Here is a 14,016-nt window from a genome sequence, read left to right as displayed (position 1 = left end):
TGTCATGGAAGACGGCACTCTCAAGTCCCTCGGTTACTGCGGGGATACCGACGGCGATTACGACGTCCTTCAGTGGGACACGCGGGAGGACTGCGAGGTCCGGCAGATTCTCGACCGCGTGGCGGACAAGTGGTCGCTGCTGGTCATCGCCCTGCTCGACCGGCGCAGCCTGCGCTTCACCGAGCTACGCCGCATGATCGACGGGGTGAGCCAGCGCATGCTCACGCGGACGCTGCGGCATCTGGAGCGCGACGGGCTGGTCAGCAGGACCGTGCACCCGACCGTCCCGCCACGTGTCGACTACGAGCTCACCTCGCTGGGCGTGACCCTGCACTCCACCATCCGCGCGCTGGTCACCTGGACGGAGACGCACCAGAACGAGATCGCCGCCGCCCGCACCGCCTACGACGCCCGCGTGCGGGCCGAGGAGCAGGCCGCCGAAGCGGCGGCCGCCGAACGGGCCGAGATCGCCCACAACGCCCTGGCGGGCATCCGCTGACGCGACGGTTCGGCACCACGCTCAGACGCCGGCCGTGCCGTGGCTCGGTCGCCGCACAGGGCTCGAGCGGTTCTCTGCCCCCGGTGGGTCCGATCGATCGAATCGCTGGGAGGACGACCACTCACCGGCGCGCCTGATCAGCCGGTCGCGATGGCCGACAGCGGGTCGGTGCGGGCCGCGCGGCGGGCCGGCCAGGCGGCGGCCAGTACGCCGATGACGATCATGCCCGCGAACGCCTGCCCGACGACCCCGTAAGGCACCGCGAAACCGAGGAGCTCCTGCCCGAGCATCGCGTGCTGCATCACCGCCCCGGCCGTCACCCCGACCACGATGCCGAGCAGCGCCCCGCAGAGCGCGATGACCAGGCTCTCCAGCCGGATGGACCGCCTGATCAGGCCACGGCTCGCGCCGATCGCGCGGACCACGCCGATCTCCCGCGTACGTTCCATGACCGAGAGCGCCAGCGTGTTGACGACGCCGAACAGCGCGACGACGACCGCGATGCCGAACATGGCGTACATCACCAGGAAGCCGAGCTCCTGCGCGCGGACCGCGTCGGCCACGAGCCCGTCGCGGCCGGTCAGGGTGATGTCGGGACGGGCGCGAAAGGCGTCGTCCAGGGCACGCCGCACACCGCCGGGGTCGGCGCCGGTCGCGTAGATCGTGGTGATCTCGCCGTCCATCCGCGCGGGGGCGAGCGCGGCGTCGAAGTAGACGCTGGCCGAGAACTCGCTCGCCTCGTACAGCCCGCCCACCACGACGTCCACGGACGTCTCCGTGTCGATCACCAGCGTGACCCGGTCGCCAAGGCCCAGCCCGAGCATGGCGGCCTGGTTGCGCGCGACGAGCACGCCGCGGCGCAGGTCGGCAGAGCCCGCGACCACGTCGGGACGCAGCACGGTGCCCATGGCCGCGGGTTCGATCGCCGAGATGATCCGCTTTGCGGTGCCGCCCGCATAGCGGAGTTCCGCGAGCAGGTCGCGGCTCGCGGCGGCCGTGGTCACGCCGGGCGTCGCCCGTACCGTGGCCAGGTCGGCCGGTGCCAGCCTCGCCCCACCCCCGGCGGCCGGTCGCAGGACCGTCGTCGTGGTCGGGACGGTCGCCCGGACCGTCGAGCCGATCAGGCCGGCGAACGACTCGCTGACCGTGGCGAAGGCGCAGACGAGCGCGAGCCCGATCATCAGCGCGCTCGCCGTCGCGGCCGTACGGCGTGGATCGCGGGCCGCGTTGCGTACGCCCAGCCGCAGCGCGGGACCGCCGTGCCGGGCGGCGAGCCGGTCCAGCGGACGCAGCAGCACACCGACGATGACCGGGGCGAGGAGCACCACGCCGACGGCGCTCACGGCCGCCGACGCCAGCGCGACGACCCGTGAGAGGGTGCCGCCGTCGGGATCGGCGGTAGCGGCGACCCCGGCCGCACCCGTGACCAGGGCGGCCAGACCGAGCGGGGAGCGGGTGCGGCGCGCCGCCTCGGGCGCCACCGCGTCCGTCCGCAGGGCCGCCATCGGTGAGATGGCCGCCGCCCGGCGCGCCGATCCGTACGCCGCCAGGACCGTGACCAGCACGGCGACGGCGTACCCGGACAGAACCCCGGTAGCGGAGACGGCGAAGGCGACCTCGTCCCCAGGGCGCAGGACGGCGATCAGCAGCGGCGCCAGCCCGAGGCCGAGCAGCACACCGAGCGTCCCGCCCACCAGCCCGAGCACCGTGGCCTCGGCGAGGACGGTCCACCGGACCTGGCGGCGACGGGCGCCCACGGCGCGCAGCAGCGCGAGCTGGCGGGTCCGCTGCGTGAGGAGCATCGTGAAGGTGTTGGCGATGACGAACGTGCCGACCAGCAGGGCCACCGCGCCGAAGGGCAGCAGAGTCTCGCGCAGGTCTTGGGCGTCGTCCTCCGCCGCGCGCCTGGCCCGCGCGGCCAGCTCCGCGCCGGTCGAGGCGCGGTAGCCGTACGACACGGCGAGCCGTTTGACCGTGCCGGGGGAGTGGGTTGCCAGCTCTACCCGGGCGAAACGGTCGCCGAGCACCTTGGCCGCGGTCACCGGGTCGTAGGCCACGGCCGGCGCCGCGTCCTCGCCGCCGAGCGGCCGGTAGGCGAACACGCCGACGACCACGGCGGCGTCGATCCGCCCGCCGGCGAGCAGGACGCGTGCCCGCCCGCCGACCGGACGGCCGGTCGTGTCCGCGAGCGCGACCTCGCCCGGCCGCGCGGGGGGCCGCCCGGCGAGCAGCCTGAACCGCCCGCTCGCGTCCCAGCCGGTGCCCGCCGTGCCGAGGTCGCCGGGGACGACCTTGCCGCCATCGCCGACCAGCCCGGCGCGCCCGCGCAGCACGCCGACCGCGCCGGTGACGCCAGGCAGCGCCACGAGCCGATCCATGTCCGGTGGCCCGATGGTTCCCTCAGCGTCGCCTGGCGATGGAGGACCCTCAGCGTCGCCTGGCGACGGGGGACCCTCCACCGAGACGCCCACGTCCGTACGCGTCGCGCCGTCGCCCGCCAGCGCGAGCGTCACCATCTCCGCCACGCCGAAACTCGCGACGACCACGGCGACGCCCAGCGCCACCGCGACCAGCGTCATCCCGACCCGGGCCTTGTGCGCGAGCAGGTCGCGCAGCATCGCTCGCAGCATCAGCGGGCCGCCGTCTCGAGCGACTTCATCCGGTCGAGTACGCCCTCGGCCGTCGGATCGCCCATTTCCCCCACGATCCGGCCGTCGGCCAGGAACAGGACGCGATCCGCGTAGGCGGCGGCCGCCGGATCGTGGGTCACCATGACGACGGTCTGGCCCAGCTCGTCCACGCTGCGGCGCAGGAACGACAGCAGATCGGCGGACGAGGCGGAATCTAGGGCTCCGGTGGGTTCGTCGGCGAACACGACGTCCGGCTTCGTGACGAGCGCGCGGGCGCAGGCCACCCGCTGCTGCTGACCGCCGGACAGTTGGCTCGGCCGGTGGTCCAGCCGGTCGCGCAGCCCCACGGCGTCGATGATCGCCTCCAGCGCCGCCCGGTCGGGCCGGCGCCCGGCGAGGTCGAGGGGCAGGAGGATGTTCTCCAGCGCGGTCAGTGTCGGCAGCAGGTTGAACGCCTGGAAGACGAACCCGATCCGGTCCCGGCGCAGGTCGGTCAGCCGGTCGTCGGACAGCGCGGAAAGCTCGGTGTCCCCGACCCAGACCTGGCCCTCGGTCGGCTGGTCGAGTCCCGCGACACAGTGCATCAGGGTGGATTTGCCGGAGCCGGACGGGCCCATGATCGCGGTGAACCGTTCGCGGGCGAACTCCACGTCGACGTTGTCGAGGGCGAGGACGCGGACGGTGTCTGAGCCAAAGGTCTTGGTCAGCCCTCTGGCGTGTACGGCGAAAGTCATGCCCGCATCGTCATGGTGGCGGCGGCGCCGGCACATCCGCCGATCGAGACCTCCGGCCTCCTCCTCAAGAAGGGGACTGCTCTGGTGGCGAGAAGGGGCTACTCCGGCGGCTGGAGGCGGAGCCGCATGGCGGGGTCGCGCGAAAGGGCGAAGCCCAGGGACCGGTAGAGCGGCTCGCCCTCGGAGGAGGCGCGCAGGTCGATCGTCCGGATGCCACGGTCGCGATACCAGTCGAGCAGCGCGGCCATGCAGCTGCGTGAGTAGCCGCGTCGCCGGTGGGCCGGGTCGGTCACGACGTTGAAAACGTATCCGACCTCGCCGCTGGGGTTGCCCGGCCCCGGGAGCCGGTACTCGACGGTGCCGACCGCGCACGCGGCCAGCAGGCCCGCCCGGTCCGGCTGCCCCGCCCGGTCCACCAGGTCCGGTCGGTCCACGACGAAGGCGACCAGCGTGGGGTCCGGTTCGGCCAGCCGCTCGCGGAGCATCGCCTCCGCGCTCTCCTTCCAGCTGCCGTCGGCCGACCGGTGCCCTGCCAGCTGGGTCATCAACACTCCGCGCAAGCGGACCAGTTCCACGGCATCCGCCGCCGTCGCCCTGCGTGCCTCGTTCATCGGCCAGAGCCTAGCCGCGTGGACATGGGGCAGGCGATGCCGACACCACCGCTCGGCGGCCCGGCCCGGGTCGGCCGCACAACCGGCCGAACCGGCCCTCGCGACTGTTCTCGGCTGGCCACGCCAAACTCCAGAGAGCTGATTGCACTTAGTGCAGACGCGCCTGACACCGCCGAGGTCCTACTGTCTAGGAGTGACCTCCATGTCGCCGGGCGTCCGGACCACGCGCGGCTCGGACAAGACCGAACGCCGGCGCCGGCTGCGTCAGGCCGCTCTGACCTTGTTCGAGCAGCGCGGATTCGCCGCCGTGTCGATTGACGACATAGCGGCGGCCGCCGGCGTGTCCCGGCGCACCTTCTTCAACCACTTCGACACCAAGGCGGGCGCCCTGTTCGACCCGGCCCCGGGCGAAGCGGCCCAGGTCGCGGATCTGCTCGTACGGGAGATCGACGCAGACCCGTGGGTTGCCCTGACCAGGGCTCTCAAGGTATTCCTGACCGCGGAGTTCCGGACGGTGTCCGCGCGGCGGCGCATCCTGGCCGGGCAGCCCGAGCTGAGCCGCTTCCTCCTGGTTACCAACACTTGTCTCGAGGAGCCCATTCTCGACTGGCTCGGCAGCCGCGGCGTCATCGGCCTGAGTGCCAGGACGATGAGCAGCATGGCGCTCTCCTGCGTCCGGGAAAGCGTCATGGCGTGGGACTCCGAGGGCGGCCCGGCACAGCTGTTCGAGATCCTCGACCAGATGTTCGCGCTGGCCGCGGCGGGTACAGCGGCCATCTGCGCGGCGCCGGCGGCGGGCACGGATACCGCCACCGACAAAACCACGCCGAAGGCGGGTCAGACCCGGAGCCGGATCCTGCTGACCGCCGAACGTCTGTTCGCCGAGCACGGGGTGTTCGCGGTCTCCAACCGGCAGATCAGCGAGGCCGCGGGTCAGAGCAACAACGCCGCGGTCGGCTACCACTTCGGCACCAAGGCCGACCTGCTGCGCGCGATCGTCGAGCACCACACCAAGCTGATGGAGCGGATCCGGGAACAATTGCTGCGGGCCAGGGGGGACAGCACGGATCTGCGCGACTGGGTCGCCTGCGTCGTGCTGCCGTTCACCGAGCATCTGAGCAGCCTGGAGACCCCGACCTGGTATGCCAGGCTCGCCGCTCAGATCATGACCGAACCGCAGCTACGCGAGCTGGCGGCCGCAGGACTGCACGACGCGCCCAACTTCTACACGGTCGTCGGCGGCCTGCACCGCTGTCTGCCGGCGCTTTCGCCCGAGCTGCGCCGCCGACGTGACGACATGGCACGCACACTGCTCGTGCACATCTGCGCCCATCGCGAGCGCACGCTGCCGGCCGACGCGGACGCGGCCAGGGCGGCATGGGCGGATACGGCCGCCGAGCTGATCGATGCCATCGAGGGGCTGTATCTAGCCCCCGCAACTGAGCGTTAAGGCAGTCGTTTGACTTAATTTTCCGCATTCGGTTAGCTTCTCTCAGACGGGGCGATCATCCGCCGCTGCGAACGTGTCCGCCGCCCCGTCCGATCGTCTGTGCGCCGGACGATTTCGCGTGCCATTTCCCCGGGCGCGGCAATGACCCAGCGGCTCCCGAATCGGAAGGGCATCCATGGACCACTCTTCGACGCCGCCCGCACACTTCACAGCCGCGGAACTGGGCTTCGACCCGGACGTGCTGCGCGCCACGTACCGCCACGAACGCGATCGCCGGCTGCGGCCCGACGGCAACGCCCAGTACCAGGGCGCCCGCGGCCAGTTCGGCTACTACGCCGCCGACCCGTACACCGAACGCGCCGAGCGGGAACCGGTCCGCGACCGAGTCGAGGCTCTGGTGGTGGGGGGCGGCTTCGGCGGGCTGCTCACCGGGGCCGAACTCCGTGAGGCCGGCGTGGACGACATCCGGATGCTCGACGAGGCCGGCGACTTCGGCGGCACCTGGTACTGGAACCGCTATCCGGGCATCCACTGCGACATCGAAGCATCGGTCTACCTGCCGCTGCTCGAAAAGGCCGGCTACCTGCCCACCATGCGATACGCACCCGGCGAGGAGATCCGCCAGCACGCCGTCGCGATCGCCAAACTCCACGACCTGTACCGCGACACGCTGTTCCACACCCGCGTCACGCAGCTGCGCTGGGACGACGCTGCGGCCGAATGGCAGGTGCGCACCGACCGCGGCGACGACTTCCGGGCCCGCTACGTCGTGATGTCCGCCGGCACCCTCACCCAGCCGAAGCTGCCCGGCATCCCCGGCATCGAGACGTTCCGCGGGCACACCTTCCACACCAGCCGCTGGGATTACGGCTACACCGGCGGCGACCAGAACGGCGGCCTGCACAAGCTCGCCGACAAGCGCGTCGCGGTCGTGGGCACCGGCGCCACCGGTATCCAGGTCATCCCGCACCTGGGGCGCGACTCGCAGCACCTGTACGTCTTCCAGCGCACCCCCTCGTCGGTCGACGTGCGCGACAACCGCCCCACCGATCCGGCCTGGGCCGCTTCGCTCAAACCCGGCTGGCAGCGGGAACGGATGAAGAACTTCCTCACGGTCGTCACCGGCGGGCCCGCCGAACAGGACCTGATCAACGACGGCTGGACCAGTACCGCACGGCTGCAACGTCACCTGCTGGCCGGTACCGTCGACACCGACCTGTCACCCGAGCGACGCGAGTACCTCGACGAGATCGCCGACTTCCAGAAGATGAACCAGATCCGCGCCCGCGTCGACGAGATCGTCGGCGACCCGGCCACCGCGGAACTGCTCAAGCCCTGGTACCGCTACATGTGCAAGCGGCCCACCTTCAGCGACCACTATCTGCAGACGTTCAACCGGCCCAATGTCACCCTGGTCGACACCGCCGACCACGGCGGGATCACCGAGATGACAGAGTCGGCGGTCGTGGTCGGCGAGCAGGAGTACGAGGTCGACTGCGTCATCTTCGCCACCGGTTTCGAGGTCGGCGTCTCCGGCATCGTCTCCGGCGCCCTGCCGGTGTACGGCCGGGGCGGTGCGGCCTTGCTCGACACCTGGAGACAGGGCCCTCGCACGCTGCACGGCTTCTACGGCCACGGGTTCCCGAACCTGTTCCACCTCGGCCCGCTGCAGAACGCCTCCGCGGTCAACTTCGTGCACATCCTGCAGGAGCAGGCCATCCATATCGGTGCCGTGGTCGCCGAGGCCCGCCGGCGTGGCGTCGCTCTGGTGGAGCCGACCAGAGACGCCGAGGACGCCTGGGTCACCACGATCCGGGAGCTGGCACCGGACAACAGCCGGTTCCAGGCCGAATGCACGCCTGGCTACTACAACAACGAAGGCAAGCCGCGCCCGGTCAGCCAGACGTACGGGCCCGGCCCCGTCGCCTTCCACGACCTGCTGCGCCGCTGGCGCGCCGAGGGCGGCATGGACGAAGTGCTGGCGGGCAAGCGATGAACCGCCGGAAGGTCGAGCTGCTGATCCAGGCGCGCCCGCTGTGGGGATCGAACGGCATGGCCTTCGGACCCGACGGACGCCTGTACGTGGCCCAGTTCCTCGCCAGGCAGATCAGCGCCGTCGACCTGGCCACCGGCGACATCGAGGTGGTCGTGCCATCGGACGGGCCACTGCATGCCCCCGACGACCTCGCCTTCGACACCGACGGCGCGATGTACGTGACCGACCTGGTCCCGGGCCGGGTGTGGCGACGTGACCCAGCCGGAGACTTCGTGCTCGTCACGGACGAGATCACCGCGCCCAACGGCATCGCCTGCGTCGGCACCCGGGTGTTCGCCAACGAGATGATCCCGGGTGGACGCCTGCTGGAGCTGTCCCCGGCAGGCGACGAACCCACGGTGCTCACGGCTGGCCTCGCCATGGGCAACGCCATGCAACTCGGCCCGGACGGTCGGCTCTACTACCCCCACATGCTCACCGGTGAGGTGTTCCGCATCCCGCTCGACGGTGGCGAGCCGGAACTGGTGGCCGCGGACGTCCCGGATCCGGTCGCCGTGCGCTTCGATCGCGGTGGCGCCCTGCTGATCCTCTCCCGCGGCGCGACCGGGATCGTCACGCGCGTCGACCTGACCGGCACAGGTGACCGGTCAGCCATCGTCAGCGAACTCAACGCCCTGGACAACGCCGCCTTCGACGCCGACAACCGGATGTTCGTCTCCAGCTACGCCCACGGCGGCGTCGCCGAGCTCGCGGCCGACGGACGTACCCGCCAGATCGTGCCCCGTGGCCTCGGCGGCCCCTTCGGGGTGACCATCGATCTCGGCGGCGGCATCCACGTGGCCGACCACTACCGCCTCATCCAGCCCGCCGACCGACCGGGCGAAGACGTCACCACCACCCAACTGCTGAACTTCGTGCACGGCGTCGCCGCCGACGGCGACCTGCTCCACGGCACCTCCCAGTACGGGCACGTACGCACCTACGACCGGCGCTCCGGCACGGTGCGCACCCGGGCCCATGGCCTGAACCGTCCGCTGGGCATCGCCGTGCGCACCGACGGCACCCTGGTGGTCGCCGAATCCGGCGCCGGCCGCGTCGTCGCCATCGACCACGACGACCAGGTCAGCGTGCTGGCCGAGGGTCTCGGCCGCCCGGTCGACGTAGCCATCGACGCCGACCAGCGCTGCTACATCAGCGACGAGCAGCTCGGCGCGGTGTACCGCGTCGAGGACGGCGTCCCCGGACTGCTCGCCGACGGGCTCGGCACCCCTCAAGGCATCACCGTCAACGACGGCACCTTGTACGTCGTCGAAACCACCCACCGCCGTCTGCTCGCCCTCGACCTCGCCACCGGCGACGTCGAGATCGAAGCCGACTCTCTTCCGGTCGCGTCCCCGGCCGGCCTGACCCGCCCCGAACCCGACCTGTTCATCCCGCCAGGCCTGCCCGGAATACCGCGACCGTTCGCCGGAATCGCGGCCACGGCGGACGGCTCCCTGATCATCGCTGCGAACGGCGACGGCAGTGTTCTGCGCATGAACCCCCAAGAGACCACACCATGAGCTCCACCCCCGACAGAACCCACCGGCAGATCCTCGAAGCGCTCAGCGGACTCCTCCTCGCCCTGTTCGTCTCGACGCTGGCCAGCACCGTGGTCTCCACCGCGCTGCCGCGCATGCTCGGTGCACTGATCATCCTGCAGCTGACCTTGCGGCTGCCGATCTACCGCCGCGACAACGCGAAGATCGACTATTGGGGCGCCACGCTCGTCACCGCGGGCGTCAGCCTCCTGCTGATCTGGGTCTCCTTCGTCGACGACGCCTTCGCCTGGGCCTCCTGGCAGACCGCCGCCATGGTCGGTGGCTCGATACTGCTGCTCGGCGTCGCGCTCTGGGTCGAATCCCGGGTTGCCGAGCCCATCGTGCCGCTGCACATCATCCGGCAACGCGCCACCGCCCTCACGATCCTCGGCAGCCTTGCCGCCGGCACCGCCATGTACGGCGCGACCGTCTTCCTCACCCAGTACTTCCAGATCAGCCGCGGCCACACCCCCGCCGGTCTTACCGCCGGATTCGTGATCCTCGGCCTGCTCGACCAGCACACGCCCATGCTGCTCATCGGGTTCGCGATGGTGCTGGTCGGCGTCGGCCTGACCCTGCAGAACTTCGTCCTCGTCGTGCAGAACGCCGTCGCGCTGACCGACATCGGCGCCGCCAGCGCCACCGTCGTGTTCTTCCGCTCCCTCGGCGGCACCGTCGGCGTCGCCGTGCTCGGCGCGGTCCTGGCCCGCCAGGTCGCCGCCGGCACGGCCGGCGGCGTGCCACCGGCCACCGCCTACGGTGACGCCACCGGACACGTCTTCCTCATCTCCGCCGCCGCCGTCGCCGTTGTCGGCGTCGTCGCCGCGCTAATGCTCAAGCCGATCACCCTGCGTACGAACGTGGACGCGCGTGAGCTGCCGGCTGAGACCACGGCCACGACCGGCACGGAGATCACGAAAAGCCAGAAATGATCAATACGCCGAGCCCTTGGACGTCAGCAGCGGGCAGATGTCGCGATAGGGCGCACCTGTCAGATACTGGTTCCACTCTTGGCGGCTAAGCGTGCGACCCGCCCGTCTGCATACGAGCTCGGCGACGCGGTCCCCGGCGACCGGTATCTGGGCGATGGTCCCCGATTGGTTGCCCGAGACGTACAACATGCCGTCGTCGGCGCTGAACGCCAGCCGGTCGAAGATGTCGATGGGGAACGAGCCGAGGCGCTGCCGTGAGGCGACGTCCCAGATCTGGGCGGTGTACACGTCATCGAAGGTCTCACCGATGGATCTGCTGATCGCTGCCAGCAGCGTGCCGTCATGGCTGAACAGCACTGCTTCGACCTCGGCCTCGCTCGCCACGCGCATGGCGGGCGGCACCTCGCCGCCCTTCACGCTGTCCCACAGCTCGATCGTGCCTGTGCCGAGGGCCAGGAGCGGCGCTGTGGGGCTGACCGCGATGGTGTTGCCCGCCCGGTTGAACCCGGTGCCGACGGGCTTGCCGGTGTCCAGGTCGAGCACCCTGCCGGTGGTGGTCACCATGGCCTTACCGTCGCGGGTCGAGGCGACGATCCCCGTGGCGGTGTCGAGCTTGTGCCGGGTGAGCACGCGGCCGCTGTCGGCGGCCAGGACGATCAGCTCGTTTCCGGCGTCCCGCTCGCTCATCTCCGCGAGCGACAGCACCAGCTTGCCGCCATCGGGAGTGAACGCCGTCGAACTGACGAACCGCTCCTTGGGAACGGGATGGTGCCAGAGCCGCCTGCCCGTGGCCACGTCCCAGACGGAGACCCCCGAGCCCTCGCCGGTGGCGGCCAGCCTCGTGCCCGCCGGATCGAACAGCGAACCGGTGGTGCCCTCGCTGCCGGCCAACGGCACGCCCAGGCGGCGCGTGTCCCAGACGCGTGTGGGCGCGTCGTCCTTCTCGGCGGCGATCAACCGGCCGTCCTGGCTGAACCCGCCGACCTCGTATCCGCTCGGCAGCCTGCTGCGAGAGACGCGGGAGCCGATGTCGAGGGTGATGATCGAGCTTTCGAGCAGGTATCGGATGGTCTTGCCGTCAGGGTCCAGCCAGGCCTCGTCCGGCTCGCCCTCCGCCATGTAAGTGTAGAGCTCATCGCCTTTCTCGGCGTCCCACAGGTGGATCGTCCTGCCCTCGACACCCAGCAGCCTCCTGCCGTCCGGGCTGATCCGCAGAGACGTGGCCGAGAAGTCGTCCGAGGCCGACTCCTGCCAGAAGGGCCGATCCTCGTCGGACAGTTTCCTGGCGGTGCGCAGATCCCAGGCCTCGATGTCGCCGTGGGCGCACAGCAGCCGCCGGCTGTCCGCCGTGAACGTCGCCGCGGTGCCACACTTCTTGGGCATCCGGGTGTCCACGGTGAGGTCGGGCAGGTGGATCACCTTCAGTCCGCCCTGGTTGATGCCGATCCCCGCGATGTAGGCGCCGGAGGGCGCGATGGCCGGGCCGGACTCGGCCTCCAGCTCCGGAGCTGGAGCGTAGGACCTGCCCGTCCGGGTGTCCCACAGGAACTCCATCGTGTTCTCGCGCATCACCGCGACCAGGCTCTCATGCGCGTCGAAGACGACGTCCACACCGGGGGTGCCCGCCGCCACGCGGTGCTCGTGCAGCTTCTTGCCCGTCATGGTGTCCCAGGAGTACGCCGTGTCCCGGCTGACGATCACCAGTGTCCTGCCGCTCGGGCTGAGGGCGGCCGCCGACGGCAGCGCGGCGAATCCGCTCGGCCACTTCCAAAAGGTCGTCTGCCGTCGCGAAGGGACGTCGTAGACCCGTACCCCGTCCTCGCCGGCGATGACCCGCGTGCGCCCGCCGGCCGCCGCCGCGGCCGCGGAGACCCCCTTGGCGCCCGGGTCGCGGAAGGCCATGCTCTCCGGCATCGTCAGCGAGGTCGTCAGGCTCTGCCTGGTGTCGGAGCCTGAGGCCAGTCGCCAGCCGGCCACGCTGAGCAGCATCGCCTTGGCCGGGTCGGTGGTGCGCAGCTTGTCGGCCTCGGTCGCGACCTGCCGTCCTATGGCCTGATCGCGCTGCCGGGCGACCACGCGACTCTGCTCGGCGACCTGCCTGCCCTGCACCACCGCGACACTTCCCGCGGCCACCGCCACCGCCAGCAGTACGCCCAGCGCCACCGTGGTCAGCCGCCTGCGGCGGATGTTCTTCCTGGTCAGCTCCGTGCCCGCGGCAAGGAAATCGCGCTCCCGCGGGGTCAGCGTGACGTTCCTGCGCCCGGTGGCCGCCCACGTCAGTGCGTGGTCCAGGCTGCTGCCCCGCAGCAGGTCGCCGTCCTTGCGCCCGTTCTCGGCCCACTCGCGCGCCGCGTTACTGATCTGACCCAGTACGGCAAGGCCGTCACGGTCACCGTCCACCCACGTCCGCAACCGCGGCCAGGCACGCAGCAGGGCGGGATGCGACAGCGTGACCGCGTCGTCCTTCTGCGTCACCAGGTAGGAGAAGGCCCGCAGAATCCGCTCGATGTCCTGGACCTCCCGCTCCGAGCGGCCGGCGAACAGTTCGTCCTTCAGCACCCAGCGGACGCTCTCGTGCCCGTCGTCGGTGACGGCCACCATACGGAGGAAGACCTCGGCGGCCAGCTGCCGTACCTCAGGCGCGAGCGCGCCGTAGGCGTCCTCGGCGATCGTGCCGAGCGCCGGATCGGCGGTGCCGGGCACGTGCACGCCACTGGCCGCACGGCTGCCCGCGGTCAGCAGCCCGCGCGTGTCCGAGTCGTCGCCGCTGACCAGCGCGAGGAGCAGGTCGCGTGCCGAGGGCCGGGCCGAAGGGTCCTTCTCCAGCGCGGCGGCCACCAGCGAGGTCAGTCGCGGCGGCAGCCCACTCAGGTCGGGCCGCGCCGACAGCACCCGGTGCATGACCCCGCCCAGATTGTCGGCTCTGAACGGGTCCTCGCCCGTGGCGGCGAACACCATGATCGCACCCCAGGCGAAAACGTCGGCGGGTGTGCCCGCCCGCTGCCCGGTGAACACCTCGGGCGCCATGTAGGTGGGCGTGCCGGACACCTCGCCGGTCTTGGTCAGCGACATGTCCAAGGTCCGCGCGATGCCGAAGTCGATCACCCGTGGACCGTCGGGGCTGAGCAGCACGTTGTCCGGCTTGAGGTCTCGGTGTATCACGCCCGCGTCGTGCACCGTGGTCAGTGCGGTGGCGATCGCGGTGGCCAGCCTGTGCAGGTCGTCCCCGGTGAACCTACGTCCCTGGCCGACCGCCTGGCGCAGGCTCGGCCCCGGCACGTACTCGCTGACGATGTACGGCTTGCTGCCCGACAAGTCGGCGGCCAGCACCCTGGCCGTGCAGAACGAGGCCACCCGGCTGGCGGCAGCCGCCTCCTTGGCGAACCGGTCGCGGCCCTGGTCGCCGGCCGAGTGGAGCACCTTGAGCGCGACCCTGCGCCCGTCACGGTCGTAGGCGTCGTACACCACACCTTGGCCTCCGGAGCCGAGCCGGCCCGCGAGCCAGTACTCCCCGATGTGCTCCGGATCTCCCGCGATCAGCGCTTCCACGGCGTGTTAGATGCCCGGCCGACCGGCAAAGTTCC

General features: G+C 71.1%; 9 protein-coding genes. 5 read left to right on the top strand and 4 right to left on the bottom strand.

Annotated elements, in window-relative coordinates:
- The first annotated feature begins 4 nt into the window (after nt 1–4).
- On the top strand, nt 5–499 hold the full coding sequence (locus LDL49_RS32670; RefSeq protein ID WP_225296745.1) for a winged helix-turn-helix transcriptional regulator: 495 nt from the start codon (nt 5–7) through the stop codon (nt 497–499).
- 137 nt (nt 500–636) lie between these two features.
- On the opposite strand, the gene LDL49_RS32665 is transcribed toward LDL49_RS32670, so the two are convergent.
- The 3 genes from LDL49_RS32665 to LDL49_RS32655 form a co-directional block, all read right to left on the bottom strand.
- Complete coding sequence (locus LDL49_RS32665) at nt 637–3,129, bottom strand: ABC transporter permease (protein WP_225296743.1); 2,493 nt, start codon at nt 3,127–3,129, stop codon at nt 637–639.
- A complete protein-coding gene (locus tag LDL49_RS32660) occupies nt 3,129–3,863 on the bottom strand; it encodes an ABC transporter ATP-binding protein (RefSeq protein ID WP_225296741.1) in 735 nt (244 codons plus the stop codon). Before LDL49_RS32660 ends, LDL49_RS32665 begins: the two co-directional genes overlap by 1 nt.
- 98 nt (nt 3,864–3,961) lie before the next feature.
- Nucleotides 3,962–4,474: a GNAT family N-acetyltransferase gene (locus LDL49_RS32655; protein ID WP_225296739.1), complete on the bottom strand. Its 513-nt coding sequence runs from the start codon at nt 4,472–4,474 to the stop codon at nt 3,962–3,964.
- 202 nt (nt 4,475–4,676) lie between these two features.
- On the opposite strand from LDL49_RS32655, the gene LDL49_RS32650 reads away from it, so the two are divergent.
- The 4 genes from LDL49_RS32650 to LDL49_RS32635 all read left to right on the top strand — a co-directional run bounded on the left by LDL49_RS32650 (nt 4,677) and on the right by LDL49_RS32635 (nt 10,432).
- Entirely contained in the window at nt 4,677–5,924 is a 1,248-nt protein-coding gene (locus LDL49_RS32650; protein ID WP_225296737.1) for a TetR/AcrR family transcriptional regulator, read from the top strand.
- Nucleotides 5,925–6,099: 175 nt separating this feature from the next.
- On the top strand, nt 6,100–7,920 hold the full coding sequence (locus tag LDL49_RS32645) for a flavin-containing monooxygenase (RefSeq protein ID WP_225296735.1): 1,821 nt from the start codon (nt 6,100–6,102) through the stop codon (nt 7,918–7,920).
- A complete protein-coding gene (locus LDL49_RS32640; protein ID WP_225296733.1) occupies nt 7,917–9,482 on the top strand; it encodes an SMP-30/gluconolactonase/LRE family protein in 1,566 nt (521 codons plus the stop codon). The genes LDL49_RS32645 and LDL49_RS32640 overlap by 4 nt, the downstream gene beginning before the upstream one ends.
- Nucleotides 9,479–10,432 carry an MFS transporter gene (locus LDL49_RS32635; RefSeq protein ID WP_225296731.1) on the top strand — a complete coding sequence of 318 codons (954 nt, stop codon included), beginning with the start codon at nt 9,479–9,481 and terminating at the stop codon, nt 10,430–10,432. The genes LDL49_RS32640 and LDL49_RS32635 overlap by 4 nt, the downstream gene beginning before the upstream one ends.
- Here LDL49_RS32635 and LDL49_RS32630 read toward each other — a convergent pair whose 3' ends face one another.
- A complete protein-coding gene (locus LDL49_RS32630; RefSeq protein WP_225296728.1) occupies nt 10,433–13,981 on the bottom strand; it encodes a serine/threonine-protein kinase in 3,549 nt (1,182 codons plus the stop codon).
- Nucleotides 13,982–14,016 lie beyond the last annotated feature (35 nt).

This window comes from Nonomuraea aurantiaca, assembly GCF_020215705.1.
Classification (GTDB): Bacteria; Actinomycetota; Actinomycetes; order Streptosporangiales; family Streptosporangiaceae; genus Nonomuraea; species Nonomuraea aurantiaca.
This window is presented reverse-complemented; position numbering and strand designations above follow the sequence as displayed.

Excerpts from the sequence above, each read along its gene's own strand:
- LDL49_RS32670 (WP_225296745.1), top strand. The coding sequence starts at position 5 with ATGGAAGACGGCACTCTCAAGTCCCTCGGTTACTGCGGGGATACCGAC.
- LDL49_RS32665 (WP_225296743.1), bottom strand. The coding sequence starts at position 3,129 with ATGCTGCGAGCGATGCTGCGCGACCTGCTCGCGCACAAGGCCCGGGTC.
- LDL49_RS32660 (WP_225296741.1), bottom strand. The coding sequence starts at position 3,863 with ATGACTTTCGCCGTACACGCCAGAGGGCTGACCAAGACCTTTGGCTCA.
- LDL49_RS32655 (WP_225296739.1), bottom strand. The coding sequence starts at position 4,474 with ATGAACGAGGCACGCAGGGCGACGGCGGCGGATGCCGTGGAACTGGTC.
- LDL49_RS32650 (WP_225296737.1), top strand. The coding sequence starts at position 4,677 with ATGTCGCCGGGCGTCCGGACCACGCGCGGCTCGGACAAGACCGAACGC.
- LDL49_RS32645 (WP_225296735.1), top strand. The coding sequence starts at position 6,100 with ATGGACCACTCTTCGACGCCGCCCGCACACTTCACAGCCGCGGAACTG.
- LDL49_RS32640 (WP_225296733.1), top strand. The coding sequence starts at position 7,917 with ATGAACCGCCGGAAGGTCGAGCTGCTGATCCAGGCGCGCCCGCTGTGG.
- LDL49_RS32635 (WP_225296731.1), top strand. The coding sequence starts at position 9,479 with ATGAGCTCCACCCCCGACAGAACCCACCGGCAGATCCTCGAAGCGCTC.